20 protein-coding genes are annotated in these 24,138 nt (G+C 69.4%); 12 read left to right on the top strand and 8 right to left on the bottom strand.

Features of this window, described 5'->3' with window-relative positions; genetic code table 11:
* Positions 1-66 precede the first annotated feature (66 nt).
* Together AVAK2825_RS16450 and AVAK2825_RS16445 are read right to left on the bottom strand one after the other, a co-directional pair.
* Positions 67-252: a hypothetical protein gene (locus AVAK2825_RS16450; protein ID WP_284400814.1), complete on the bottom strand. Its 186-nt coding sequence runs from the start codon at positions 250-252 to the stop codon at positions 67-69.
* Positions 249-3,212: a DNA topoisomerase III gene (locus AVAK2825_RS16445; protein ID WP_284400812.1), complete on the bottom strand. Its 2,964-nt coding sequence runs from the start codon at positions 3,210-3,212 to the stop codon at positions 249-251. The genes AVAK2825_RS16450 and AVAK2825_RS16445 overlap by 4 nt, the downstream gene beginning before the upstream one ends.
* Before the next feature lie 100 nt (positions 3,213-3,312).
* Here AVAK2825_RS16445 and AVAK2825_RS16440 point away from each other — a divergent pair, with 100 nt between their 5' ends.
* The 3 genes from AVAK2825_RS16440 to AVAK2825_RS16430 are packed head-to-tail and all read left to right on the top strand — an operon-like array spanning position 3,313 to position 5,575.
* The gene (locus AVAK2825_RS16440; protein ID WP_284400808.1) at positions 3,313-3,963 is read left to right on the top strand and encodes an SET domain-containing protein; all 651 of its coding nucleotides are present in this window, start codon (positions 3,313-3,315) and stop codon (positions 3,961-3,963) included.
* Positions 3,960-4,805: a biotin--[acetyl-CoA-carboxylase] ligase gene (locus AVAK2825_RS16435; protein ID WP_284400806.1), complete on the top strand. Its 846-nt coding sequence runs from the start codon at positions 3,960-3,962 to the stop codon at positions 4,803-4,805. The genes AVAK2825_RS16440 and AVAK2825_RS16435 overlap by 4 nt, the downstream gene beginning before the upstream one ends.
* Before the next feature lie 17 nt (positions 4,806-4,822).
* On the top strand, positions 4,823-5,575 hold the full coding sequence (locus AVAK2825_RS16430) for an SPOR domain-containing protein (protein WP_284400805.1): 753 nt from the start codon (positions 4,823-4,825) through the stop codon (positions 5,573-5,575).
* 30 nt (positions 5,576-5,605) lie between these two features.
* On the opposite strand, the gene xopAC (AVAK2825_RS16425) is transcribed toward AVAK2825_RS16430, so the two are convergent.
* The 4 genes from xopAC (AVAK2825_RS16425) to AVAK2825_RS16410 form a co-directional block, all read right to left on the bottom strand.
* Positions 5,606-7,249 (bottom strand): XopAC/AvrAC family type III secretion system effector, encoded by a 1,644-nt coding sequence (gene xopAC / locus AVAK2825_RS16425; RefSeq protein WP_284400802.1) that lies wholly within the window; start codon positions 7,247-7,249, stop codon positions 5,606-5,608.
* Between the two features lie 143 nt (positions 7,250-7,392).
* On the bottom strand, positions 7,393-9,012 hold the full coding sequence (gene xopAC / locus AVAK2825_RS16420) for a XopAC/AvrAC family type III secretion system effector (protein ID WP_284400800.1): 1,620 nt from the start codon (positions 9,010-9,012) through the stop codon (positions 7,393-7,395).
* A gap of 222 nt (positions 9,013-9,234) precedes the next feature.
* Positions 9,235-10,176 carry an N-formylglutamate amidohydrolase gene (locus tag AVAK2825_RS16415; RefSeq protein WP_284400793.1) on the bottom strand — a complete coding sequence of 314 codons (942 nt, stop codon included), beginning with the start codon at positions 10,174-10,176 and terminating at the stop codon, positions 9,235-9,237.
* 18 nt (positions 10,177-10,194) lie between these two features.
* Complete coding sequence (locus AVAK2825_RS16410) at positions 10,195-11,157, bottom strand: Bug family tripartite tricarboxylate transporter substrate binding protein (protein ID WP_284400791.1); 963 nt, start codon at positions 11,155-11,157, stop codon at positions 10,195-10,197.
* Positions 11,158-11,268: 111 nt separating this feature from the next.
* On the opposite strand from AVAK2825_RS16410, the gene AVAK2825_RS16405 reads away from it, so the two are divergent.
* From AVAK2825_RS16405 to AVAK2825_RS16385, 5 genes are all read left to right on the top strand, one after another.
* Complete coding sequence (locus AVAK2825_RS16405) at positions 11,269-12,189, top strand: LysR substrate-binding domain-containing protein (protein WP_284400789.1); 921 nt, start codon at positions 11,269-11,271, stop codon at positions 12,187-12,189.
* Positions 12,190-12,401: 212 nt separating this feature from the next.
* Positions 12,402-13,769, top strand: a complete 1,368-nt coding sequence (locus tag AVAK2825_RS16400; protein WP_284400787.1) for a diaminobutyrate--2-oxoglutarate transaminase family protein — start codon at positions 12,402-12,404, stop codon at positions 13,767-13,769.
* Positions 13,770-13,815: 46 nt separating this feature from the next.
* Positions 13,816-14,520: a 2OG-Fe dioxygenase family protein gene (locus AVAK2825_RS16395; RefSeq protein ID WP_284400785.1), complete on the top strand. Its 705-nt coding sequence runs from the start codon at positions 13,816-13,818 to the stop codon at positions 14,518-14,520.
* A 22-nt stretch (positions 14,521-14,542) separates the two neighbouring features.
* Positions 14,543-15,748 carry an MFS transporter gene (locus AVAK2825_RS16390; protein ID WP_284400783.1) on the top strand — a complete coding sequence of 402 codons (1,206 nt, stop codon included), beginning with the start codon at positions 14,543-14,545 and terminating at the stop codon, positions 15,746-15,748.
* The gene (locus AVAK2825_RS16385; protein WP_284400781.1) at positions 15,745-17,097 is read left to right on the top strand and encodes an ATP-grasp domain-containing protein; all 1,353 of its coding nucleotides are present in this window, start codon (positions 15,745-15,747) and stop codon (positions 17,095-17,097) included. The genes AVAK2825_RS16390 and AVAK2825_RS16385 overlap by 4 nt, the downstream gene beginning before the upstream one ends.
* 38 nt (positions 17,098-17,135) lie before the next feature.
* On the opposite strand, the gene AVAK2825_RS16380 is transcribed toward AVAK2825_RS16385, so the two are convergent.
* Positions 17,136-17,843, bottom strand: a complete 708-nt coding sequence (locus AVAK2825_RS16380; protein ID WP_284400779.1) for a Crp/Fnr family transcriptional regulator — start codon at positions 17,841-17,843, stop codon at positions 17,136-17,138.
* A 158-nt stretch (positions 17,844-18,001) separates the two neighbouring features.
* On the opposite strand from AVAK2825_RS16380, the gene AVAK2825_RS16375 reads away from it, so the two are divergent.
* From AVAK2825_RS16375 to AVAK2825_RS16360, 4 genes are all read left to right on the top strand, one after another.
* A complete protein-coding gene (locus tag AVAK2825_RS16375) occupies positions 18,002-19,666 on the top strand; it encodes an adenylate/guanylate cyclase domain-containing protein (RefSeq protein WP_284400777.1) in 1,665 nt (554 codons plus the stop codon).
* Positions 19,667-19,789: 123 nt separating this feature from the next.
* Positions 19,790-20,830, top strand: coding sequence for a hypothetical protein (locus tag AVAK2825_RS16370; protein ID WP_284400775.1), 1,041 nt, complete (start codon positions 19,790-19,792; stop codon positions 20,828-20,830).
* An 874-nt stretch (positions 20,831-21,704) separates the two neighbouring features.
* The gene (locus AVAK2825_RS16365; protein ID WP_272566610.1) at positions 21,705-22,043 is read left to right on the top strand and encodes a DUF4148 domain-containing protein; all 339 of its coding nucleotides are present in this window, start codon (positions 21,705-21,707) and stop codon (positions 22,041-22,043) included.
* Positions 22,044-22,273: 230 nt separating this feature from the next.
* Complete coding sequence (locus tag AVAK2825_RS16360) at positions 22,274-22,621, top strand: DUF4148 domain-containing protein (protein ID WP_284400771.1); 348 nt, start codon at positions 22,274-22,276, stop codon at positions 22,619-22,621.
* 40 nt (positions 22,622-22,661) lie between these two features.
* On the opposite strand, the gene AVAK2825_RS16355 is transcribed toward AVAK2825_RS16360, so the two are convergent.
* Positions 22,662-24,119, bottom strand: coding sequence for a sensor histidine kinase (locus tag AVAK2825_RS16355; protein WP_284400769.1), 1,458 nt, complete (start codon positions 24,117-24,119; stop codon positions 22,662-22,664).
* Between the last annotated feature and the right edge of the window lie 19 nt (positions 24,120-24,138).

Below are 24,138 nucleotides of genomic sequence, written 5' to 3'. Positions count from 1 at the left end.
TTTTCAGGCAGGGCCCCGGCGCGGGCGCAGGGCGCGAAGCGGCAAGGGCGCCAGGGGGCGAAGGCCTCAGCGCCGGCGCTCGGCGCTCACGTCGATTTCGCCGAAGACGGTGATGCCGTTCGAGCCCTGGCCGCCGATGCCGTGCGTGCCGCGCGCGGGCGCCTCGGACGGCGCGCCGCCCGCGCAGCCGGCCAGCAGGCCCACGAAGGCCAGGGCCGCCAGGCAGCGGGCGAAGCGGGCGAGCGCGTTCATGCCTCGCCCCCCAGGTGCTTGCCCAGGATGCCGGCCAGCTCGAACATGGTGACCTGGTCCTTGCCGAACACGGGGCGCAGCTTGGCGTCGGCGTTGATGGCGCGCTTGTTGGTGGCGTCCTGCAGGCCGTTGGCCTTGATGTAGTCCCACATCTTCTTCACGGCCTCGGGCCGGGCGACCGGTTCCGGCCCGATCACCGCCGCCAATGCGGCGCTGGGGGCCTTGCCGGCCGCGGGCTTGCGCGGCGCCTTGGGTGCGGCCGGGGCCTTCTTGGCGGCGGCTTTGGCAGCGGTCTTGGCGGCAGGCTTCGCCGCCTTCTTGGCCGCGGCCGACGTCTTGGCGGCCGCGCCTGCGCCGGCCTTTGCAGCGAACGTCTTGCGCGGCGGGAATTTGCTCTCGCGCTGCTCGAACTCGAAGTTCACCTTGCCCGCCTCCTTGTCCCAGGCGAGGAACGCCTTGAACGCCCGGCGCGTGCGCATGCTCACGAACTTGTCGAGCAGGTCGGTCTTGCCGGTGGCCAGCAGCTTGCTCATCTGCGCGCGCTCCACGGGCTGCTGCAAGATGATCTTGCCGCTCTTGAAGGTGCAGCTGGGCGTGGGCTGCGCCGCCGTGGGCACGGCCTTGCTGCACACGTAGTTGCTGCCGTGCTCGTACACGGGCGCGCCGCACACCGGGCAGGCGCCCAGGCTTTCCTGGTCCGAGAAATCGACCAGTTCGCCCGATTCCTCGGCGTTCCTGTCGTCGCCGAAGTCGAACTCCAGCTTGTAGTTGTGCGCCTCGTCGTCATAGACGATGCCCACCTCGGCCGTGAAGGGCCAGCCGGCCTTGGAGCGAAAGCCCTCCAGCGGGCCGATTTTCTTGTCGCGCAGCAGCTGGTCGGCCTCGGCGGTCTCGAAGGTGCGGCCGGCCGGCGACTTGCCGAACGAGAAGCCGCAGGCGTCCGAGCCGTCGCCCGCCTTGCCCACGCAGGCGTATCGGCGGTAGTTCTCCTTCACCACGCCACCGCAGTTGGGGCACGGCGCGGAGAGCGTGGCGTAGTCGCCGGGAATGGTGTCGCGGTCGTATTCCTTGGCCTTCTTGACCATGCGCTCGGTCATCCGGGCGATGTCGGCCATGAAGGCCTCGCGGCTGAGCAGGCCCTTTTCCATCTGCGAGAGCTTGAACTCCCAGTCGCCCGTGAGGTCGGCGCGGCACAGTTCCTCGACCTCCAGCCCACGCAGCAAGGTCATGAGCTGGAAGGCCTTGGCCGTGGGGATCAGCTCGCGGCCCTCGCGCAGCATGTACTTTTCGGTCAGCAGCCCTTCGATGATGGCCGCGCGCGTGGCCGGGGTGCCCAGGCCCTTTTCCTGCATGGCCGAGCGCAGCTCCTCATCGTCGATCTGCTTGCCGGCGCTTTCCATGGCGCCCAGCAGCGTGGCTTCGGAGTAGCGCGCGGGCGGCTTGGTCTTGAGGCCCTTGGGCTCCACGAAGTCGGTGCGCACCATCTCGCCGGGCTGCACGGGCACGAGGTTCTGGCCCTTGTCGCCTTCCTTGGCGCCCTCCACCTCGTCGGCGGCCTCCTTGCCGTAGATGGCCAGCCAGCCGGGCCGCACCAGCACCTTGCCTTCGGTCTTGAAATGATGGTTGACCACTTGGCTCACCCGCGTGGTGACCATGTATTCAGCACTCGGGAAGAACACCGCCATGAAGCGGCGCACCACCAGGTCGTACAGCTTCTGCTCGGCCTCGGACAGCCCGCTCGGGGCCTGCAGCGTGGGGATGATGGCGAAGTGATCGCTGACCTTGCTGTTGTCGAAGATGCGCTTGTTGGGCCTCACATAGTTGCCGTCCAGCGCCTGCTGCGCAAAGGGCGCCAGGTGGCGCATGCCGCTCGTGGCCAGCATGCCGAAGGTATCGCGCGCCACGGGCAGGTAGTCCTCGGGCAGGGCGCGCGAGTCGGTCCGCGGGTAGGTCAGGGCCTTGTGGCGCTCGTACAGGCTTTGCGCCAGGGCCAGCGTGGTCTTGGCGCTGAAGCCGAACTTGCCGTTGGCCTCGCGCTGCAGGCTGGTCAGGTCGAACAGCAGGGGCGAGGACTGCGAGGTGGGCTTGGATTCCTCGGTGACGCTGGCCGCCTTGCCGCGCACCGCATCGGCGATGGCCACGGCGTCGGCATGGTTCCAGATCCGGTCGGCCTTCGCCTCGGGGTCTTCGCTCTTCTTCCACTGGGGGTTGAACCACTTGCCCAGGTACTCGCCCGCCTCGGCATGGAAGCCCGCGTGCACTTCCCAATAGTCGCGGCTCACGAACTTGCGGATCTTTTCCTCGCGCTCGACCACCAGCGACAGCGTGGGCGTCTGCACCCGGCCCACGGTGGTGAGGAAGAACCCGCCGTCGCGCGAGTTGAAGGCCGTCATGGCCCGCGTGCCGTTGATGCCCACCAGCCAGTCGGCCTCGGAGCGGCTGCGCGCGGCGTGGGCCAAGCCCTGCATCTGCTGCTCGGAGCGCAGCGCCTCGAAGCCGTCGCGGATGGCCTGCGGCGTCATCGACTGCAGCCACAGGCGCTTGACCGGCTTGCCCAGTCCCTTGCCGTCGGGCTTGGAGCCACCGGCGTACTGCTCGATCAGCCGGAAGATCAGCTCGCCCTCGCGGCCCGCGTCGCAGGCGTTGATGAGTTGGGTGACGTCCTTGCGCTTGGCCTGGCGCACCACGGCCGACAGGCGGCTCTTGGTCTTGTCCACCGGCTTCAGGTCGAAATACGGCGGGATCACGGGCAGGTGGGCGAAGCTCCACTTGCCGCGCTTGACGTCGAATTCCTCGGGCGCCTGGATCTCCACCAGGTGGCCCACCGCGCTGGTGACCACGTAGCGGTCGTTCTCGAAGTGGTCCTCGTGCTTGTCGAACTTGCCCGCCACGGGGGTGAGCGCGCGCACGATGTCCTGGGCCACCGAGGGTTTTTCTGCAATTACCAGTGTCTTGGTCATGTTGTGGGTTTCGCCGTTGAAAGGCGCTTCTACAATCCGCTTCTCACACGCGTACACGCGCACGCGCCTGTGTGCCTATTCAAACTAACAGAGTTTTGCCATGCCCCGCACCGCATCGCCCGCAGCCCCCCCGTCCGCACCGGGGCGCCGCCTCCAGACCCGGCGCTCGGGCGTGCATGGCAAGGGCGTCTTCGCCGTGCAGGATATCGCCGAAGGCGAAGTGCTCATCGAGTACACGGGCGAGGTCATCAGCTGGCAGGAGGCCCAGGACCGGCACCCGCACGATCCCGCGCAGCCCAACCATACCTTTTACTTCCACGTGGATGAAGACCACGTGATCGACGCAAAGTTCGGCGGCAATTCATCGCGCTGGATCAATCACAGCTGCGACCCCAACTGCTTCGCCGACGAGCGCGGCGGCCGGATCTTCATCACCGCCCTGCGCAACATCGCCGCGGGCGACGAGCTGAACTACGACTACGGCCTCATCATCGAAGAGCGCTATACCCCCAAGCTCAAGGCCGAATACCCCTGCTGGTGCGGCAGCGCCAACTGCCGGGGCACGCTGCTGGCGCCCAAGCGCGGCTGGGCGCCGCCGGGCATGGCGCCTGAAAAGCCGGCCAAGGCGAACAAGGCCACCAAGGACGCCGAGCGCGGCAAGGCCATCCGCAAGGCCAACAAGGCATCGCCCGCCACCGAAACCGCCGCGCCGCCCCCGTCGGGCCGCCAGGCGCGGAGCCCCCGTCGGTGACCGGCCGCTCCCCCGACGCCCCCATCCGCTGGCCCGCCGAGGCCATCTGGGAAGCCGTGGCCCCCGTGCTGCCGGGCTTCACCGTGGAGGTGCTGCCGAGCATCGACTCCACCAATACCGAACTCATGCGCCGCGCCCGCGCGGGCCTGACCGAGCCCACCCTGCTCGTGGCCGAGCTGCAGACCGCCGGCCGCGGGCGGCTGGGCCGGCCCTGGCGTGGCGCGGTGGGCGATGCGCTCATGTTCTCGCTGGGCATGCCGCTGGCACCGGCGGACTGGTCGGGCCTGTCGCTCGCCGTGGGGGTGAGCGTGGCCGAGAGCCTGCAGCCCACGCCGCTGGCGGGTGCCGCGCGCATCGGCCTCAAATGGCCCAACGACCTGTGGCTGAACGGCGATCGCAAGCTGGCCGGCATCCTGGTGGAAACGGCGAGCCTCGTCGCGCCCGGCTGGGAAGCGCATGCCGCCCCCGCCACGCGCTACGTGGTGGCCGGCATCGGCATCAACGTGCAGCCGCCGCAGGCGGACGGCATGAACACCCCGCCCGGCAGCCTGCAGGACGTGGAGCCCGGCCTGGATGCGCCCACGGCGCTGCAGCGCATCGCCGCGCCGCTGGTCGCCATGCTGCAATCGTTCGAGGCCTATGGCTTCGCGCCGGTGCAGGCCCGGTTCCACCACCGCGACGTGCTGAGCGGCCGCGCGGTGACGCTGAGCGATGGCACCACGGGCACGGCCCACGGCGTGGGCGAGGATGGCGCGCTGCTGGTGCACACGGCGCAGGGCATGCAGGCCGTGACCAGCTCCGAGATCAGCGTGCGGCCCGCCGGCCCGTCGGCGCCCCGCTGACCGAGAAAGGCCCACCCATGCTGCGCGCCGCCGTCCTGGTTCTGCTGCTGGCCAATGCCGGCTACTACGCGTGGGCGCAGGGGCTGCTGCGCTCCTGGGGCTGGGCACCGCCCGAGCAGTCCGAGCCCCAGCGCCTGGAGCAGCAGATCCAGCCCGAAAACCTGCGCCTGGGCCGCGCCAACGGAGCGGGCACCAACGCAAACGCGAACGGGGGCGAAGCGCCTGCGGCCCCCGCCACCCCGCCCGCACCCGCCTCCACCCCCGCACCCAGCACCAGCGAGGCCGCGCCCGCATCGGCCCCACCCGTGGCCGCCGCCGAACCCGCGCCCTGCCTGCAGGCGGGCACGTTCGAGAAGGGGCAGCTCGATGCGCTGCGCACCGCCACGGCCGGCCTGCCGGCGGGCAGCTGGACGCTGGAGCCGATCTCGCTCACCGGCCGCTGGATGGTCTACATGGGCCGCTTCGCCGACGAGGACACGCTGGAGAAGAAACGCGCCGAACTGCGCGCCCGCAAGGTGCCGTACGACCGCCCGGGCGCGGCGCTGGAGCCGGGCCTGTCGCTGGGCCGCTTTTCCACGGAAGAGGCCGCCGAGCGGGCCCTGGCCACGCTGGGCACGCAGGGCGTGCGCACCGCCCGCGTGGTGCAGGAACGCACCGATGCCACGGGCTACGTGCTGCGCCTGCCGGCCGCCACCGCGGCCCTGCGCACCCAGGCGGAAGGGCAGTTGCGCGGCCTGCTGGCCAGCCGGCCGTTCCGCGCCTGCGGCTGACCGGCCGGCCACGCCGGCCTTTTTCCAGGCTCAGGCCAGCAGCCGCAGGCTGCCGGGGCACAGCGTCTGCACCAGCTCTTCCATGCCTTCGACCAGGGCGCTCACCAGGGCATTGGGGCCTTCGGCGGGCAGGTCTTCGGCGAACACGATGGCTTGGCTCAGCACCGACTCCTCCAGCACCACGGGCGGCAGGCCGTGCTGCTGCAGCGCCCAGTCCATGGCCATGAGGGCGGCCGGGCCGTTGCCCTCGTCGAAGGGGCGCAGGCTGACCAGGGCCTGGTACAGGCGCGCGGCCCGCTCCACGGCCTCCAGGCGGGTCAGCGCGGGATAGACCGCATCGGCCGGAGAGATCCAGGCCGACAGCGTTTCCAGGTGGCGCGTCAGCGAAGCCGCCATGGGATAGGCGCGCTGCTCGCCGGCACCCGGCGTGAGAAAGCGGGGGGCGAGCACGCCCGGGTCGCCGAAGACGGTGGAGCCCGAGGTGCCCGCAGCCAGCCGCTGGAATTCGCGCGTGCGCGCCCGGGGCCCGCCGGCCGGGCAGCCGTTCAGGCGCCAGCCGATCTCCAGCAGCCGCTCGGGTGTGATGGACTGGCCCGCATGCAACCAGGTGCCCACGGCCTGGGCGGCGTCGGCCCAGGCGTCTTCCGTGCCCACGCCATCGGTGCGCAGCACCAGCGACAGGCCGCTGCGCCAGGCGTTCACCTCGGCGCGCAGGCCCGCGTTCTTGCGCAGCACGCCCAGGCATTCCTGCCAGCCGACGGCCACGCCATCCAGCCGCGCGGCCAGGCGCGCCTGCTGCGGCGGGTTCCAACGGGGGGCCTGCAGCAGGTTGGACAGCAGCGCCACGGGCGTGCCCGTCAGATCGACGGCGGGATGGTCCCGCACGGCGGCCGGCACGTTGTGCAGCTGCAGGTTGTGCGACAGGTCCAGCAGCTGCAGCACGGGCATGCGGGCCATGGCCTCGGGCACGTTCTGCAGGCCGCAATGCGTGAGGATCACGGTCGCCAGCCGCGGGGCCTGCGCCAGCGATTCGGGCAGCTCGCGCAGGCTGAAGTTGGCCGACAGGTCCAGCATTTCGAGGTGCTGCAGCCAGGCCAGCGCCTGCGGTACCTCGGTGACCACGCAGTTGCGCGCCGTGAGGGTGCGCAGACCCCGGCACAGCGCCAGGGTCTCGGGCAGGAGGTGAAAGCACGTGTTGTCCGACACGTCCAGGTGCTTGAGATGGCGCAGGCGGTCCAGCCCGGGCGGCAGGGAGGACAGGCGCAGCAAGCGCAGGTCCAGTTGCCACCCTTCCTCGCCCAGGGCGTGGCAGGCCAGCACGCGCTTGACGGCCTCCTGGCGGCGTTCAGCGAACGTGGCGGCGGTTTCGCCGTCGTCGTCCAGGTCCGCTTCGGGGGTGCGCAGGCGGCCGAGCATGCGGGCCCACAGGCCCTGCTGGCGGGGCGGCGGCCGGTTGGGATCGGCATCGCACCATTCCTGCAATTCGCGCATCCAGCGCTCCATTTCGGGGGTGTCGGTGCCAGCGCGGCCGGCGGCCCGGGCAGCGCCGTGCCCCTGGCCTGCGTGGTGGCGGCGCAGGAAGCGGAAGGCCGATGCGCCCTCGCTGGTCGCGGCGCTGCCCTCGGCACCGGGGCTGTGAGGTACGCGGGCAAGGACGTCGGTGGTCGCGTTCATGGCATGGGCACGCGGGCAAACGCGTGGTGAAAGGTTGGTGATGGAACAAAACCCGTCCAACTGCGACGGGATGTATCCAATCTACGGACCCCGCCCCCAGCGCCATGGTGCGGATGCGATGCCTTGGCCGCGCATGCGAAATTTCAGCGCGGCAGCAGGGTGCAAAGGGCTTCCTCCATGCCCTGCATCACGGCGTCGAAAAGCGCATGAGGCACGCCGCCGGCTGGGGCCGAGGCGAAAACCGCCGCATCGGTCAACGCGCCGTCGGCCACCGTCCCGTCCTTCGCCACCTGCCCGGTCATGGCTTCGGCGTCCAGCGCGACGGGCGGCAACCCATGCTGCTGCAGGGCCCAGTCCATCGCCATCAGCGCGGCCGGGCCATTGCCCTCCTCGAAGGGGCGCAGGCTCTCCACCGCCCGGTACAGCAGCGTGGCCCGCTCCATGGCCGCCAGCGGAGAAGCCGGCGCGTCGCCCTGGGCCAGCCAGGTGTCCAGCGCCGCGAGATGGCCGGGCAGTGCGCGGACTGGGGGATAGTCGAGGTGGCTGGCGGTGAGGCCCTGCGCATCGGCCGGGATGCGCTGGAACTCCATCGCCCGCAGCTGCGCCCCGCCGGCGGGGCGGCCGTTCAGGCGACAGCTGATCTCCTGCAGGCGCTCGGTCGTGATCGGCAGGCCCTGGCTCAGCCAGCCCCGCACGGCCGCGTCCGCATCGGCCCAGGCGGCTTCGGTGCCCGCGCCGTCGATGCGCAACGCCTGAGAAAGCGCACTGCGCGCCTGATCCATCGCCGCACGCGATGCGCTGCCGTCCCGCAGCGAGGCCTGCCAGGCGCTCGAGAGTTGTCCCACACGGGTCTCCAGCGCAGCGCGCTGCTCGGAGGTCCATGGCACGGGCTGCAGCAAGCGGTCCGTGAGCGCCACCGGCGTGCCCTGCAGTGCGAGCGCAACGTGGCTCTCGCGCAGGCCGGGCGGCAGCGTGTGCAGGTCGCGGTTGTGCGACACATCCACGGTCTGCAGCGCCGGCATGTTCGCCATGCCCGGCGGCAGGTGGCTCACGTCGCAATGCGGCACGCGCAGCTCCCGCAGGCGGGGGGCTTGCGCCATGGCCTGCGGCAATGCCTTGAGAAAAGGGTTGGCCGACAGATCGAGCGTTTCGAGGTTCGGCAACTGGAACAGGGAGGGCGGCACGTGGCTGACAAAGCCGTTGCAGGCAGTGAGGCTGCGCAGGTTCCGGCACCCGGCCAGCCCTTCGGGCAGGGATTGCAGGCCGGTGTTGTTCGACAGGTCCAGCGCCTCCAGATGCGACAGCCGTTCCAGGCCCGGCGGCAGGCTGGAGAGTCCCAGCCCGCTCAGGTCGAGCGTGCGGCCATCGGCGCCTTGCGCATGGCATTCGAGCAAGCGCTGCATCGCCACCTCCCGGCGCTCCGCGAGCAGGGGAAGGCCATCGTCCGCCTTCTCCGCCCTGGCCTTGCGCCCCAGCGCCCGCAGGCGCCCGAACAGCCCATGGTGGCCCGACACGGCCCGGTGCGGATCGGCGTCGCACCAGCGTTGCAGCTCCTGCTTCCACCGAACCGCGTCGAAGGACGCTGCGCGCGGCGGTATCGCCCCCGGTGCAGCGGCCGCCGCGCGCGATCGCAGCGCCTGGGCGTGCGTGTCGGCAGAAGCCGGCGTGGAGCGCGAGGGGGGCGATGGCACCGCAGCGGGAGGCGGGGCTTCGGAGCGGTGCGTGAACGGCTCCTGTTTGAACAGGGTGGAAAGCGATGGCATGGCAGGGCGGACACGCGGCAAGCGCGTCGCGGGCAGGGGGTGGGCAGGCCCGCAGGGCGGGCCAGGGGACACGCAATCTACGAAGTCGGCCGGCTCCGCTCCGCCCGGAATGCGAATGCAATGCCCGCCATGCGAAGCGACCCGCGCGCAAGCCGCGCCGCCTCCCCTTTTGAAAAAAGCGCAGCGCGCCCCTGCCGCTTTCAATGCCGCGTCAATGCCGCCTTACTGCCGCGGATCGGTCGCCAGCAGCCACTCCACCAGCGCGCGCAGATCGGACTGCAGCCGCGCGAAACCGGCCGGCTCGATGGCCAGCGTGCGCTCGTCCATGTAGAGCTTGCGGTTGATCTCCACCTGGATGCTGTGGCGGTGGGTCGCCGGGTGGCCGTAGCGGCGCACCAGCTCCACGCCCTTGTAGGGGTGGTTGTAGTCCACGCTGTAGCCGCGCTCGCGCAGAAAGGCGCAGATCGCCTGCGACAGCGCCGGGCTGGCGGTGGTGCCGTCGCGGTCGCCGATCACGAAATCCGCATGGTGCAGGCCCGGGTGCAGCGTGGCGTGGCTGGCGGCCACGGCGGGCATGGAGTGGCAGTTGATGTGGATGCTGTAGCCGTGGCGTGCGTGGGCTGCGTCGATCGCCCGGGCCACGGCCGCGTGGTAGGGGCGCCAGCAGCGGTCGATGCGCGCGCGCGCCTCGGCCACGGAGAGCAGCCGGTCGTAGATGGGCACGCCCTCGTCGGTGAACTTCCAGATCAGCCCCTTGCCCAGCCGCACCTTCTGCAGCACGACGGGATCGGTGGTGACGGGATCGGTCCACGCGGTGTCGAACCCGGCCTCGAACATGCTGGCATCGACCTCGGTGGTGTCGCGGTTGGCGTCCAGGTAGATGCGGGGAAAGTGCGCTTCCACCCAGGCCGCGCCCAGCGCGGGGGCGAAGGCGTAGAGCTTCTCGACGTGCGTGTCCTCGGCGCGGCGCAGCGTGGGCAGGTCGATGGCGGCGCGGAAGTCGTCGGGGTAGGTGGTGCCGCTGTGCGGCGAATCGAGCACCAGGGCCGTGCGGCCGGGCACGGCGGAGAACAGGGCCGCACCCACGGCGGGCGCGCCCGCCGCCCCCGGCTCGGCGGCCTGCAGCCGGTGCCGGCGTTGGATCAGTTGCAGCGCTGCATGCATCGGCGCACTCCTGCGAGGTCAGTCGAGCTGGATCTTGGCATAGGCGGCCACTTTCTTCATCTTGTCGATCTCCCGCACGATCTGCTGCGAGAAGTCCGCGGGCGAGGTGCCCGAAGCATAGAGTCCCTGCCCGGCCAGGCGCTCGCGCACCGCCGGCTCCCGCGGGGCCGCGGCCACGGCTTGCTGCACGCGCAGCACGGCGGCGGCGGGGGTGGACGCCGGCGCCACCAGGCCGAACCACGAGGGCTCGTTGGCCTGGGGAAAGCCCAGCTGCGCATAGGTGGGCACGTCGGGCAGCACGTCCAGCCGCTCGGGCCAGGACACGGCCAGGGCCTTGAGCTTGCCGGACTTGACGTGCGGCAGCGACGAGGCGACCTGGTCGAAATACACCGGCACCTGCCCGCCCACCACGTCGTTGATCGCCGGGCCGGTACCGCGGTAGGGAATGTGAACCATGGAAGTGCCCGTGCTGCTCTTGAACAGCTCGCCCCACATGTGGCCGATGGTGCCGTTGCCCGGGGTGGCGTAGGACACCTTGCCGGGGTTGGCCTTGAGGTACTTCACCAGCTCGGCGAAATCCTTGACCGGCAGGACCTTGGGGTTGACCACGATCACGCCGGGGGCCTTGACGATCTCGGTCACGCCGGCGAAGTCCTTGACGGGGTCGTAGGGCAGCTTGGAGAACACGGCCGGGTTCACGCCGTGGGTGGACAGCGTGGCCACACCCAGCGTGAGCCCGTCGCCCGCGGCGCGCCCCACCTCGGCCATGCCGATGGAGCCGCCTGCGCCGGCGCGGTTCTCGATCACCACGGGCTGGCCCAGCAGGCGCTGCAGCGGCTCCTGCAGGGCGCGGCCGGCGATGTCGGTGGCGCCGCCGGGCGGGAAGGGCACGATGATGCGCAGGGGCTTGTCTTGCGCGAAAGACATTCCAGGAAGGACAGTTGCGGCAGCTACGGCTGCGATCCATTGACGGCGTTGCATGGAGATTTTCCTCGGAAGATGGACAGAGATTACCGAACTCGGTGCCCATTGAAAAGCAATTGATGTGCCTGTTAATATTCCATTTGAGAATGTTTTAAGAACCCGAACGCCATGTCCTTGCGCCGACTCAACCCCCCGCTGCACCTGCTGCGGGCCTTTTGCACGGTAGCGCGTTTCGGCGGCGTCTCCCGCGCGGCCGAGGCCCTGCACCTGACGCAGAGCGCGGTCAGCAAGCAGGTGCAGGAACTGGAGCGCTGGGTGGGCATTGCCCTGTTCGAGCGCAGCCGCAAGCGCCTGACCCTCACCCCCGCCGGCGAACGCTACGAAAAGGCGGTGCGCTCGCTGCTCGCCCGGCTGGAGGCGGCCACGCTGGAGCTCATCACCAGCAGCGACGGCGGCGGCGCACTGCACCTGTCCGCCCTGCCCACCTTCGCCGCCAAGTGGCTGATTCCGCGGCTGCCGCAGTTCCAGCAGCAGCACCCGCAGATCACGCTGCATTTCGTGCCCTTCGTGCACGGCTACGACTTCGCCAACCCCGACCTGGACTGCTCCATCCTCTTCGGCGACGGCCACTGGCCCGGCGCCCGCGCGCACTACCTGGCCGGCAACGACGTCGCGCTGATCGCACCGCCCGCCGGCGCGGGCGACGCCGCGCCCCTTCAGGCCCCGCGCGACGTGGTGCGCAGCGCCCTGCTTCGCCATGTGTCGGTGCCCGACGCGTGGGAGCGCTGGAGCGAGGTCCACGGCGTGCCCGGGCTCGATGCGCTGGCCGGCCCGCAATTCGACCAGTTCGAAAGCATGATCCGCGCCGTCTCGGTGGGCATGGGCGTCGCCCTGGTGCCGCGCTGCCTGGTGCACGACGAGATCGCCGCGGGCGTGGTGGCCGAGCCCCTGGCCCAGGGCGGCTACACCAGCGCGCTGGGCTACTGGTTCTGCTACCCCGAGGCCCGCGCGCAGCTGGCCACGCTGGATCGGTTCCGCCAATGGCTGCTTGACTTGGCGGCCGGCCCGCACGCTGCGCGGGCGGACTGACAACCGCCCCGCGCCGGGGTTCGAGCAAAAACGGCGCCATGCCCTAGTACTGATTGCCCTCTTTGCTATACAAAATATAGCAAACACTGCTTTCTGCGCCATGGGCCACGCCCCGCACCGCCGCACCACCTACCCAATCGGGTAGTGGTGCCCTCGCCGAACGCATGCTGGAATCCGGCCTTGACCCGGGCACACACCGGGCGGGAGGAACGATGAAAACCACGGGAACACCGGCAGGGAAAGCCACGCACGACGATGGCATCCGGTTCATTGCGCAGCGGGAATCCAACGCCAGAACCTACGCGCGCACCTTCGACCGCATGATGGCGCGCGGCAGCCTCTCCAGGGTGTGGGACGTGGAGGGGCGCGAATACATCGACCTGCTGGCCTGCGCCGGCGCCCTGCCGCTGGGCCACAACCACCCGCAGGTGATGGAGCAGGTGCAGTCCTTCCTGCAGTCGGGCCACATCCTCCAGGGGCTGGACATCGCGACCCCGGCCAAGCTGGAGTTCCTTGAGCAACTGTTCCAGACCCTGCCCGCCTCCTTCGCGGACGAGGCCCGCATCCAGTTCTGCGGCCCCACCGGGTCGGACGCCGTGGAAGCGGCCCTGAAGCTCTTTCGGATCGCCACCGGGCGCCAGAGCGTCATCGCCTTCCACGGCGGCTACCACGGCATGACCTCCGGCTCGCTGGCGCTCATGGGCAACCTCGGCCCGAAGAACCCCTTGCCGGGCCTGCCGGGCCACACGCACTTCTTTCCCTACCCCTCGGACCGCCGCTGCCCGTTCGGCGTGGGCGGCACCCAGGGCGAAGACCTGTCGCTGCAGTACCTGGACAACGTGCTGCGCGACCCGGAAAGCGGCATCACCCAGCCGGCGCTGGTCATCCTGGAAGCGGTCCAGGGCGAGGGTGGCTGCATTCCCGCATCGCCCCGGTGGCTCAGGAAGCTCCGCGAGATCACGCACCGCCACGGCATCCCCCTGGTCATCGACGAAGTGCAGACCGGCTTCGGCCGCACGGGAACCATGTTCGCGTACGAAGCGGCGAACATCGTTCCCGATGCCGTGGTGCTGTCCAAGGCCCTGGGCGGCGGCTTCCCGCTGGCCGTGCTGGCCTACCACCGCCGCTACGACCAATGGCTGCCCGGCGCCCACGCCGGCACGTTCCGCGGCAACCAGATCGGCCTGGTGGCGGGCGCGGCCACCATGCAGATCCTGCGCGACCAGGACCTTCCCCAGCGCGCCGCATCGCGCGGCGCCTACCTGCAACGCAAGCTGCGGGAGCTGGCCGAGGACCTGCCCTGCATCGGCGACATCCGCGGCCGCGGCCTCATGGTGGGGGCCGAGGTCATCTCGGCACCGGAGGCCGGCACGCCTGGCGTGCTGGACGGCGCGCTCGCCAAGGCGATCAAGCGCGAGTGCTTCCTGCAAGGCGTGATCCTCGAGACCGGCGGGCGCCACGGGGCCGTGATGCGGTTCCTGCCCGCGCTCACCATCACCGAGCCGGAGATCGACGAGGCCATGGGCCGCATCCGCAACGCCATCGAGCGCTGCCTCGAACGCGACGCCCTGACGGCCTGAGCCCCCCACCCCGCCTTTCCCCACCTTCCTGCCAGGAGACGAGACCTTGGATTTCAAGAAGCAACACTACGCACGCTTCAGCGTACCCCCGCTGTCCGAACAGGCCATGCGCGAATTCGACACGCTGGCGTTCGACCCCTACACCGGCGGCAAGCAGCGGTACCGCCGCTTCTCGCAATTCAAGATCGGTTTCGAGGGCGGCGAGTGGCGCACCGAGCTGCTGCCCCACCGCCCCTTCATTCAGTCGAAGAACTACAACGGCGTGGTCGGCGGCGTGCAGCGCCAGTTCGAGCCCATCCGCTTCGACCCCACGCCGCAGGTGGCGGCGGGCGCGATCGCGGCGCAACTCGATACCCGGCAGGTGTTTCAGATCAACGTGCACCACGTGCGCGTGCTCGCCAACGCGGACATCCCGGGCGTGACCGTTCCCGAAGGCCCCCACCGCGACGGCCACGACTTCGTGATGAACGCCATCTTCGCGCGGCACAACATCACCGGCGGGGTCAGCCAGCTCATGCCCACGGGCGGCGGCCCGTGCTTCTTCGAAGACATCCTGCAGGAGAACGAAGCCATCATCGTGGCCGACGACCAGATGTGGCACAACGCCACGCACATCCTGCCCAAGACCGAGGCCGGCGGCCACCGGGACATCCTGATCATCTCGTTCAACGCCTGGGAGCGCCGGCGCTACGGCGAGGAATTCGAGCGCCGGCAAGGGGCCATCGCCATCGACGAGGCCGTGCCCGCCTGATGCCGCAGCCGGTCCCTGCCCCATGACGCCCGTCACCGGCAAGCGCCCGCTCACGGCCTTGCTGTGGGCGATCAACCTGTCGTCGATCTCCGCCAGCGTGCTGGTGTACATCTATCTGGCGCACCATGCGCTGCGCGATCTGGACAGTCTCCTGGTTTCGGAGTTCGTCCTCTTCGCGCCCATGGTGGTGCCGGTGCTGCTGGCGTTCCAGCTGAACCAGCTGACGGGCCGGATGGAAGTGCGCCGGCTCCTGCGCCTGGCCAACGTGGCCGCCGCCGCGGCGTGCCTTGCGCTGTTCCTGGCCACCGACCTGGGGCCGGCCATGGTGCTGCTGGGCGCCACGGTGATCGGCGCGCTGGATGCCGTGCAGCGGGTGGCCCGCATCGTCGTCATCAAACGGTACTTCTCGCCCGAAGAGGTTCGGTTCACCGTGCCCCTGACGCTGACCGCGCAGTTCATTGCCGGGGCCGTGGCGGGCGCCATCCTGGCCTTCTTTCCCACCCAGATCACGGCGCTGGGCGCGGCCGTCGCCACCACGGCGCTGTTCGCCTGCGCGGCACTGTGCACCTGGCTGATCCCGCCCGCAGCCACCACCACGGAGGCACCGGCCGCACCGGCCAGCCTGTGGCAGGGGCTGCGCATGCTGCGGGACATCGCGCCACTGCGCCAGGCCATGGTCGGCTTCGTGCTGTTGGGCGCCTTCTTCCAGGGCTTCTACAACATCTCGCGGGTGGCCCTGCCGGCGCACCACCTGGGCCTGTCGCAGCAGTACGTCGGGCTGCTGCAGATCGTCGCCAGCCTGGCCGCGGTGACGGGCGCGCTGTACTTCTACGTGCAGAGCCGGCGCGGCCAGGCATTCCACCTGCGCTACATCTGCCCGGCCTGCGCGGCGGCGATGGTGGGCGCCTGCCTGTGGCATTCGCCGGCCGTGAGCTACCCGCTCTACTTCGCCTACTTCTTCCTGTTCGAGCTGGCATTCTTCCGGCTGCAGGCGGACATCATGGCCGCCACGCCCCGGGACCAGATGCCGGTGGTCGCCACCCTGCAATACGCCCTGGTGTACGCCGGCATGATGCTGGCCATCTTTTTCGGGGCCTTCTCGGTCCAGTGGTTCGGCATGCCGATCACGGCGGCGCTCTTCGCGGCGGGCTTCGGCCTGGCCCACCTTCTCCGGCGGCTGGCAGCGGACCGCGTGCCGCCGGCGCCCTCCCTTGAAAGAAACCGATGACCGAACGACATGTCGTCTTCGTGGACAGCACCCTGTCCGGATTGCTGGCCTTCGAAACCGCGAAGAAGCTCGGCTGCCGGGCCACCCTGATCGAGCCGCTCGATTCGTCGTTCCTGGCCATCTCGACCCGGGACCGCAGCCGCATCGACCCCCACCTGCTGCACCTCGACGAGCACCGGACCGTGCCCACGATCGCGGTGGACGCGCTGTTGGCCGAACTGCGGGACATCGCCGCGCGGCACCCCATCCACGCGCTCGTCACCACCTCGGAGGCGGCCATCCTGCCCGTGGCCGAGGCGGCGCATGCCCTGGGCCTGCCCACGCCGGCACCGCAGGCGCTGCGGGACGCGGTGTTCAAGGACCGCTGCCGCCACGCACTGGCCCGCGCGGGCCTGCGCGTTCCCCATTACGAGGTGCTGACCGAGGCGCAGCTGCTGGCCGGCCAGGGCCGCACCCTCCGCGCGCCGCTGGTGGTCAAGCCGACGCGGGGCTTCGGCAAGCAGTTCTCGGCGGTCTGCCAAACCGAAGCGCAGTGGGATGCCTTCGTCGCGGCGCTGGCGCGCGAGCGCGCCGCGTCGGACCCGATGGTCAACCAGATCGTCAACCACCACTACATCGTCGAGGAGTACGTGACGGGCTCGCTGCATTCGACCGAGGTCATCCTGAAAAATGGCCGCCTGCAGTGCTTTGCCACCACCACCCGCTACCGCTCCCGGCACAACGACCTGCTGGAGATGGGGTATTCGATGCCCTCCGGGCTGGCACCGCGCCAGGCCCGGCGGCTGGAGCAGTACGTGGGCGACGTGTGCCGGTGCCTGGGCCTGGACTTCGGCCTCTTTCACGTGGAGACGCTGTACGCGGAGGACGGCCCGTGCCTGGTGGAAGTCAACGGCCGCATGATGGGCGGCGTGGGCCCGCAGGTGTACCAGGCCCTGTCCGGGCGCGACGCCTTCGACCTGCTCTTGCGCACCTACCTGGGCGAAGCGGTCGAGACCGACCCGCAGGCCATGGACGGGGCCGCCACGGTGGTGCTCATCGGGGCGAAGAACGAAGGCGTGGTGTCTTGCGCCTTCACCCAGGACCGCCTGGACGCCCTGCTGGCGCGCCACGGCATTTCGTTTTGCACGCTGCGCCTGGCTCCCGGCATGCCGCTGCGGCGCTTCGACGGCAATGTCTCCGTGCTGGGGCATGCGATCGTGCACGGGCCCGATCCGCGGGCCTCGGCGGTGCGGGGCGATGCGTTCCTGCGCGACCTGGATGCGCTGCTGGGCGTGGAACTGGCGAAGTACCTCGAAACCCCGGGCCACATCGGCGCGCTGGACCCCACGGCCCTGCTCGCCACCCTTTGAATGAACCGGGGCCGGCCGGACCGGGCCCGTCCCGCCCGTCACTCCCCGCGCACCTCGGCCACCATGCGTTCCAGCCGCGCGGCATCGACGACCACCAGCGCGCGGCCGTCCTTTTGCAGCACGCCGGCTTTGACCAGCACGCCCAGTTCGCGCGTGACCTGCTCGCGGTTGGTACTGATCTGGCTGGCCAGTTCGGCGTGGGCAGGCGCGGGCTCGATGCGGGCCTGGTTGCCCTGCACGCCCGCCGCGCGCGCCAGGCGCAGCAGCTCGGCATGCAGGCGGTTGTGCACGCCCAGGGTGCTCAGGTCGATCACGCGGTCGGACAACTGGCGCACCAGAGAGGCCAGGTAATGCATCACCCGCTGCGCGACCAGGGGCTCGTCGCGCAGCAGGGCCAGGAACCCTTCGCGCGAGAGGCTGGCCACCAGGGTGGCGTCCAGCGTCACGACGTCGGCCGAGCGCGGGCCGCCGTCGATGGCCGCGATCACGCCGATGTGCTCGCCCGGTTCGCAGTCACGGAAGGTGACCTGCCGGCCGCTGGCCGAATAGGTGGTGATGCGCAGGCGGCCCGCCACCAGGAAGAACACGTCGCCGCCCTCGGCCGCGCGCGACAGCAGCGGCTTGCGCGCCGGCAACTGGTGCCAGTCGCACTGCTGCGCCAGCCGGTCCAGGCACGCATCGCCCAAACCCTCGAACAAGGGAATGCGGCGCAGGGCGAGGCTGGATCGGGCGGGGGGAGCGTTCATGCGGGCAAGGCCGTGGCCGGGAAAGAAACAAGGAGGGCCCGGGCGGCGCCAGGGCATGCGGGAAGGCCGGCGGGCCCGACCGGGTGCCGCATTATGCTCAGCGCCGCCCCACTGATCGGCCGGGGCGGATTCCATCGACCCACCACACGCCTTCTTCCGTGCCCGCGCCCCTGCCCCGCCTGACCCTGCCCTCCCAGCGCAACCTGCGCTGGGCCAGCGGCGTGGTCCTGTGGCTCTATGTGGCGCTGCACCTGGCCACGCACGCCACCGGGCTGGTGTCGCTGGCCGCGGCCGAAGCCACGCGGCGTGCCGTGCATGGCGCCTGGGCCACGCTGCCGGGCACCGTGCTGCTCTATGGCGCGGTGGCCGTCCACCTGGCCATGGCGGGCACCGCCGTGTGGCAGCGCCGCAGCCTGCGCATGCCGGCCGTGGAGGCGCTGCGCCTGCTGCTCGGGCTGCTGCTGCCGCTGCTGCTGGCGGCGCATTTCTCGGGCACGCGCTACCTGGGCGAAATAGACGGGCTGGAGCCCTCCTACGTGCGCATCGTGCGGGCCATCTGGAGCCCGGAGGGGCTGTGGCTGCAGCTGGCGCTGCTGCTGGCGGCCTGGACGCACGGCTGCCTGGGCCTGCACCTGGCGCTGCGCATCCGCCCCCGGTGGCAGCGCCTGCAGCCGGTGCTGCTGGCCGCCGCCGTGCTGCTGCCCGTGCTGGCGGCGCTCGGCGTGGTGTCCATGGGCCGCGAGATCGCCTGGGCGGCGCTGGGCGCCCCCTCGCCGTCCGCGCAGGCCGCCCAGGCATCGCGCGCACTGACCGAGGGCCTGCGCACCGGCTGGATCGCGCTGGTGGCGGCGCTGCTGCTGGCGCGCTGGGCCTTCGGCGTACTGCGCGAGCGCGGGGGCCGGGGACGCATCAGCCTGCGCTACCCCGACCGCACGGTGCAGGTGCCGCGCGGCTTCAGCGTGCTGGAGGCCAGCCGGGAGCACGGTATCGGCCACCTTTCGGTGTGTGGCGGCCGGGCGCGCTGCTCCACCTGCCGCGTGCGCGTGCAGGGCCCGGTCGAGCACCTGCCCGCCCCCCGGCGCGACGAGCGGCGCACCCTGCAGCGCGTGAACGCCCCGCCCGGCGTGCGGCTGGCCTGCCAGTTGCGCCCGCGCGGCGACATCGCGGTGACGCCGCTGTTCCAGCCCGGCGCGGCGGCCGCGGCCCGGCCCCTGGGGCGCGAGCGCCAGGTCGCCGTGATGTTCGTGGACCTGCGGCGCTGGTCGGGCCTGGCAGAGCGGCAGTGGCCCTTCGACCTGGCCTGGGTGCTGGACCAGTATTTCGACCGGGTGGGCGCCGCGGTGCGCGACAGCGGCGGCCTGGCCAACCAGTTCATCGGCGACAGCGTGATGGCGATCTTCGGGCTGGACACCGACCTGCCCACCGCCTGCGCCCAGGCGGTGCGCGCGGCCGCCCTCATCGAGCAGCGCATGGACGCCTGGGGCGGCTCGTTCACCGACCAGTTCGGGCAGCCGCTGGACTTCGGCATGGGTCTGCACGCCGGCACGGTGGCGGTGGGCGAGGTGGGCTTTCAGGACACGACCACGTTCACGGCCGTGGGCGAGGTCGTCAACACCGCCAGCCGCCTGCAGGACCATTCGAAGGTGGTGGCAGCCCGGCTCGTGCTGTCGCTGGAGGCCGCGCGCCTGGCGGGCGTGGCCGATGCGCTGGGCCCGCCCGAGCCCGTCACCGTGCGCGGCCGGTCGGCGCCGCTGCAGGTGCTGTACGTGGCCCATCCCGCGCAGCAGTGGGGGGAGCCGCGCTTCGGCGGCGGCGCGCCATAGCCTTCAACGGTTTTGTTGCCCCAATGAAATGCATTGCTGCGAATTCCAGACTTCAGAAGAATATCGCGTCAACGCGGCAGCAAGAATCCTTCGCTGAAAGCGGCAATCTGAAAGAAGATTGTTTTGCGCGACAAAGTCATTCGCATTGATAATTGTTGGAGAATAGCTAGAATGCCTCAGGAGGATAAATTTTTGCCAACCCAACGCTTCGCCAAGCGCCCTGCCGTTACCGCACTCGTGGTCTTGTGCTTGATTGCAATCATCGCTTGCCTGGTGATTACTGAAAAGACAAGATCAGGCGGCATGGATGGCCAAGCTGCGGTCGTGCCGGTTTCAGGCGGATTAAGGGGTTCAGCGTTTCCCTGGGAAAGAGCTCAGACCGGCGAGCAATCCAGCGGCGTTGAACAGGGATTGGATTCCGAAGCGCAAGCGATTTCAGCTGAAAAGCTGAATGTCGCTGACTGGATGACGGGAATGGACAAGCCCAAAAGCCCTGTTCATGAGATTTTTTCCAAATATAGCGCGAAGAGTGCCCACACCAATGCAGAAAAGGGTGAAATGATAAGCGGGCTCAGCTATTGCGCGAATCGCCGAACAGTTGGACAAGTTGCAGGAGCACAAAGATCTCGCGGTTCGGTGGATGATGCAAATAGTCTGTTGGATGTGCACCAGGACTATCTCAAGTATTGCGGCAGCCTCAATGATTCGGCTTTTTCGCTTCGCAAGAGCATTCTTGCAGAGTTGGCGGAGCGTGGTGATGCTGACGCAAGGATGTCGTACTTCGAGGCCGGCCCCCTCGGTCGGTGGCCGACGCCCAATGAGTACATACCATTAACGCAGGATGAGATAGCCAGCTGGAATAAGACGGCTGTGCAGTTTTTAGAACAGGCAACCAGGGAGGGTGATTCGCGATCCTACAAGACTCTTGCTTCGATGTATGGCGCGAGCAAAGATGATCCGATTTTAGGGAGCCTTTCCAATCAGAGCACTTCTTACGCATATGAATTGCTATGGATTTCATCGATTCAGAGCAATCGTGAAACGCCCAAGGAGTTGAAAGATAGTTTGAACAACTATATGAGCCATGTTATAAGCAAATTCACTCCAGAGCAAAAGCGCGAAGGAATGAAGAAAGCAGCTCAAATTCAGTCGAATCTAAAATGAAAAATGGAGGGCATTATGATTGCAAAAAATAAGTCTGTATTCTGGTTGGCTGTTGGTTTTTTTTGCAGCCATGCTATGCGTAGCGGCTGACTATGGTTCATATTTATGCAGGGGTTGCGCAGCCCCAATGAATCCGATTGATGCCCGGCTTTTTATTTCGGTTTATGTAAATCCACGCGTCCCGTTATGGCAGGCCAATGATACCGTGACTATTTGTAATGGCGTGGAATGCGTGAAGTACCTGACACCGACCGCAGGTGCGACTACTTGGACTCCTATTGAGAAGAAGCCAGATTCCGGTCGAGGATATAGTGGTGAGGGCGTACCGGTCGGAGGATATTCTCCCCCGCCTGAAGGGCCCACACCAGTTTGGTATCCCTATCCGCCAGGTGGCAGTGATCCGGGGGGCGTTGTCATCGTCGGCCCCACGGAACCGTGGTGTCCGCCACATGATTTGATTAACTGCGTCTAGCCGATGAGGCTCTGAGCGTTGGGCAAACCGGCTCTGTTGCACAAACGCAGCCCGTCGAACTGACAGTCCGGGCCGGTCAATGAGCCCAAAGGGCGCAAACTGCGCTATGAGACGAGGAGTTGGCCGGCGTGCAACGCAGCGCTCAAGCGAGAAGGTCGGTAGCGCTTCCGATCCGGCCACCCGCGTAACGCGATGTTGCAGTGCGACATTTTTCCCTCGGAAGCGCGGCCCTGTCGGACGCGGCGGCGGCCCTGGGCGCACGGACCGGTAGGCGACAGACCTACACAAAACTGTGCGTTTTCGCACAGACCTGTCGGGTCCGGCGGCGCAAACTGGCTTCCATGCAGACGCAATCCGGCGCTGCAGTCCAGTTGAATCGATCCCAAGGAAGGAATCACTACCATGAACCGCAAACACCTCATCGCCATCGCCGCCATCGCCTTTGCCGGTGCCGCCTCCGCCGCCCCCGTGTCGCAAGAAGACCAGTTCGGCGCCCAGCCCGTCGAGCAAGGCCAGCCACTGACCCGCGCTGAAGTCGTGGCCGACCTGAACCTGTGGAACCGCGCCGGCCTGAACCAGTTCGAAGCCGCCGACCGCACGCCCGATGCCGATCCCGCCTACCAGATGCGCCTGGCCCAGTACCAGCGCGAACGCAGCGGCCCCGAGTACCTGGCCGAAGTGCAGCGCGTCGGCGGCGGCCACAACGTCGCCGGCATGGCCTCCAGCACCACGATGAACTGATGCCCCGCGCATCCCGGCGCGCCCACGGCGCGCCACACCCCCGAGCCCCCGTGCGCGAAGCACCGGGGCTTTTTTCATGGGCGGTGCTTTTCACCCCGCCGTGGACCGACGCGTTCCCGCTGTGCGTTTACGCACATACCCGGCCCGGCGAAACAACGAAACTGGCAGTCAGGCAGGCACCCCGCGCTGCCCTTTGTCACCCCTGTTTTCAAGCCCAAGGAACGCACCCCATGAACACCCAGCACCTGATCGCCATTGCCACCATCGCCTTCGCCGGCGCCACGGTGTCCGCCGCCCACGCCGCGCCATCGCAGGAAGACCGTTTAGGCGACGAGCCCGTGGCCACCCGCAGCACGCTCACCCGTGCTGCGGTGGAGGCCGACACCCGCCTGTGGCAGCGCGCCGGGCTGGGCCAGGCCAACGAGGGCGACCGCTCCGAAGCGGTGGACGAAGCCAGCCCGCAGCGCCTGGCCGAATACCAGCGCCTGCGCAGCGGCAGCGCCTTCCAGGCCGAACTGCGCCGCGCCCAGGGCGCCCAGCCTGTGGCCGGCGCCGCGGCCAGCGAGACCAGCCACTGAACGGGCGTCGCGCTCCCGGCACGCCGCGGCGCGCGGCCGGTCAGGCCGCCGGCAGCGGCGGATGGGCGGGAAACTGCACGCTGAACCGGGCGCCCGGCGGCACTTGGCCGGGGTGCGCGTCTTCCAGCTGCACGGTGGCGCTGTGCTGGCGCGCGATCTCCAGCACGATCGGCAGGCCCAGGCCCGAGCCGTCCGCGTCGTTGCCCAGCACGCGGTAGAACGGGCGGAACACCAGCTCGCGCTCGGCCAGCGGCACGCCGGGGCCGGAATCTTCGACCTGCAGCAGCAGCACGTGGCCGAAGGTGTCGGCCAGCACCCGCGCAGTGATGACCCCCGGCGCCCCGGGCCGCGAGGGCGTGTAGTTGATCGCGTTGTCCAGCAGGTTGCGCGCCAGCTCCTTGAGCAGCGTGGGATTGCCCTCCATCCACACGCCGGGCGCACCGGGCTCGGCACCCTCGTACCCCAGGTCGATGTGCTTGTCCAGGGCGCGCGGCACGCAGTCGCGCACCACCTCGATCACCAGCCGCGCCAGGTCCACCGGCTGCCGCGCCAGGGCCGTTCCGCTGCCTTCCGCGCGGGCCAGGGCCAGCAGCTGGTTCACCGTGTGCGTGGCGCGGATGCTGGAGCGGCCGATCTGCTGCAGCGATCGCTTCAATTCCTCGGTGCTGGTGCCTTCGCGCTGCGCCAAGTCGGCTTGCATGCGCAGCCCGGCCAGCGGCGTCTTGAGCTGGTGGGCCGCATCGGCCAGAAAGCGCTTTTGCGTGGCCAGCGAATCGCTCAGCCGGCCGAGCAGGTCGTTCACCGAATCCACCAGCGGCGCCACCTCCAGCGGCACCGCCTTGTGGTCGAGCGGCGAAAGGTCGTCGGGCTTGCGGGCGCGGATGCGCTCCTCCAGCAGGCTCAAGGGCTGGATGCCGCGCGCCAGGGCCAGCCACACCAGCAGCACGGCCAGCGGCAGGATCACGAACTGCGGCAGCATCACGCCCTTGATGATTTCCGTGGCCAGCACGCTGCGCTTTTCGCGCGTTTCGGCCACCTGCACCAGCGCGGCCGGCGCACCCGGCAGCGGCACCCGGACCCAGATGGACGCCACGCGGATCTCGATGCCGCGCAGCTCGGCATCGCGCAGGCGCACCTCGCCCGAGAGCGGGCGCTCGTCCTCGGGTGCGGGCGGGCGCGGCAGATCGCGCTCGCCGGAAAGGAACTCGCCCGTGGGCGAGACCACCTGGTAATAAACGATGTCGGATTCGTCGGCGCGCAGGATTTCGCTGGCCGGCTGCGGCAGGTTGAACTGCGCCTTGTCGCCCTGCACCGTGACCAGTTGCGCCAGGGCGTGGGCGTTGTACTCCAGCGCGCGGTCGAAGGGCTTGTTGGCCAGGCCCTGCGCCACCAGCCAGGTGAGCGCCAGGCTCACGGGCCACAGCAGCAGGAGCGGCGTGAGCATCCAGTCCAGGATCTCGCCGAAGAGGGAGCGCTGCTCGCGCTGGAAGATTTTCAAGACGGGGCGCCGGTGGGGG

Origin of the sequence: Acidovorax sp. SUPP2825, assembly GCF_030158995.1 — a bacterium.
In the GTDB taxonomy this organism is placed as follows: domain Bacteria; phylum Pseudomonadota; class Gammaproteobacteria; order Burkholderiales; family Burkholderiaceae_C; genus Paracidovorax.
The sequence above is the reverse complement of the archived record's forward strand: the minus strand, read 5'-3'. Positions and strand labels throughout refer to the sequence as shown.

Coding starts and splice junctions, on each gene's coding strand:
- AVAK2825_RS16415 (WP_284400793.1), bottom strand. CDS start 10,176: ATGCATGCAGCGCTGCAACTGATCCAACGCCGGCACCGGCTGCAGGCC.
- AVAK2825_RS16445 (WP_284400812.1), bottom strand. CDS start 3,212: ATGACCAAGACACTGGTAATTGCAGAAAAACCCTCGGTGGCCCAGGAC.
- AVAK2825_RS16410 (WP_284400791.1), bottom strand. CDS start 11,157: ATGCAACGCCGTCAATGGATCGCAGCCGTAGCTGCCGCAACTGTCCTT.
- AVAK2825_RS16360 (WP_284400771.1), top strand. CDS start 22,274: ATGAACACCCAGCACCTGATCGCCATTGCCACCATCGCCTTCGCCGGC.
- AVAK2825_RS16440 (WP_284400808.1), top strand. CDS start 3,313: ATGCCCCGCACCGCATCGCCCGCAGCCCCCCCGTCCGCACCGGGGCGC.
- AVAK2825_RS16365 (WP_272566610.1), top strand. CDS start 21,705: ATGAACCGCAAACACCTCATCGCCATCGCCGCCATCGCCTTTGCCGGT.
- xopAC (WP_284400800.1), bottom strand. CDS start 9,012: ATGCCATCGCTTTCCACCCTGTTCAAACAGGAGCCGTTCACGCACCGC.
- AVAK2825_RS16405 (WP_284400789.1), top strand. CDS start 11,269: ATGTCCTTGCGCCGACTCAACCCCCCGCTGCACCTGCTGCGGGCCTTT.
- AVAK2825_RS16400 (WP_284400787.1), top strand. CDS start 12,402: ATGAAAACCACGGGAACACCGGCAGGGAAAGCCACGCACGACGATGGC.
- AVAK2825_RS16380 (WP_284400779.1), bottom strand. CDS start 17,843: ATGAACGCTCCCCCCGCCCGATCCAGCCTCGCCCTGCGCCGCATTCCC.
- AVAK2825_RS16450 (WP_284400814.1), bottom strand. CDS start 252: ATGAACGCGCTCGCCCGCTTCGCCCGCTGCCTGGCGGCCCTGGCCTTC.
- AVAK2825_RS16385 (WP_284400781.1), top strand. CDS start 15,745: ATGACCGAACGACATGTCGTCTTCGTGGACAGCACCCTGTCCGGATTG.
- xopAC (WP_284400802.1), bottom strand. CDS start 7,249: ATGAACGCGACCACCGACGTCCTTGCCCGCGTACCTCACAGCCCCGGT.
- AVAK2825_RS16390 (WP_284400783.1), top strand. CDS start 14,543: ATGACGCCCGTCACCGGCAAGCGCCCGCTCACGGCCTTGCTGTGGGCG.
- AVAK2825_RS16430 (WP_284400805.1), top strand. CDS start 4,823: ATGCTGCGCGCCGCCGTCCTGGTTCTGCTGCTGGCCAATGCCGGCTAC.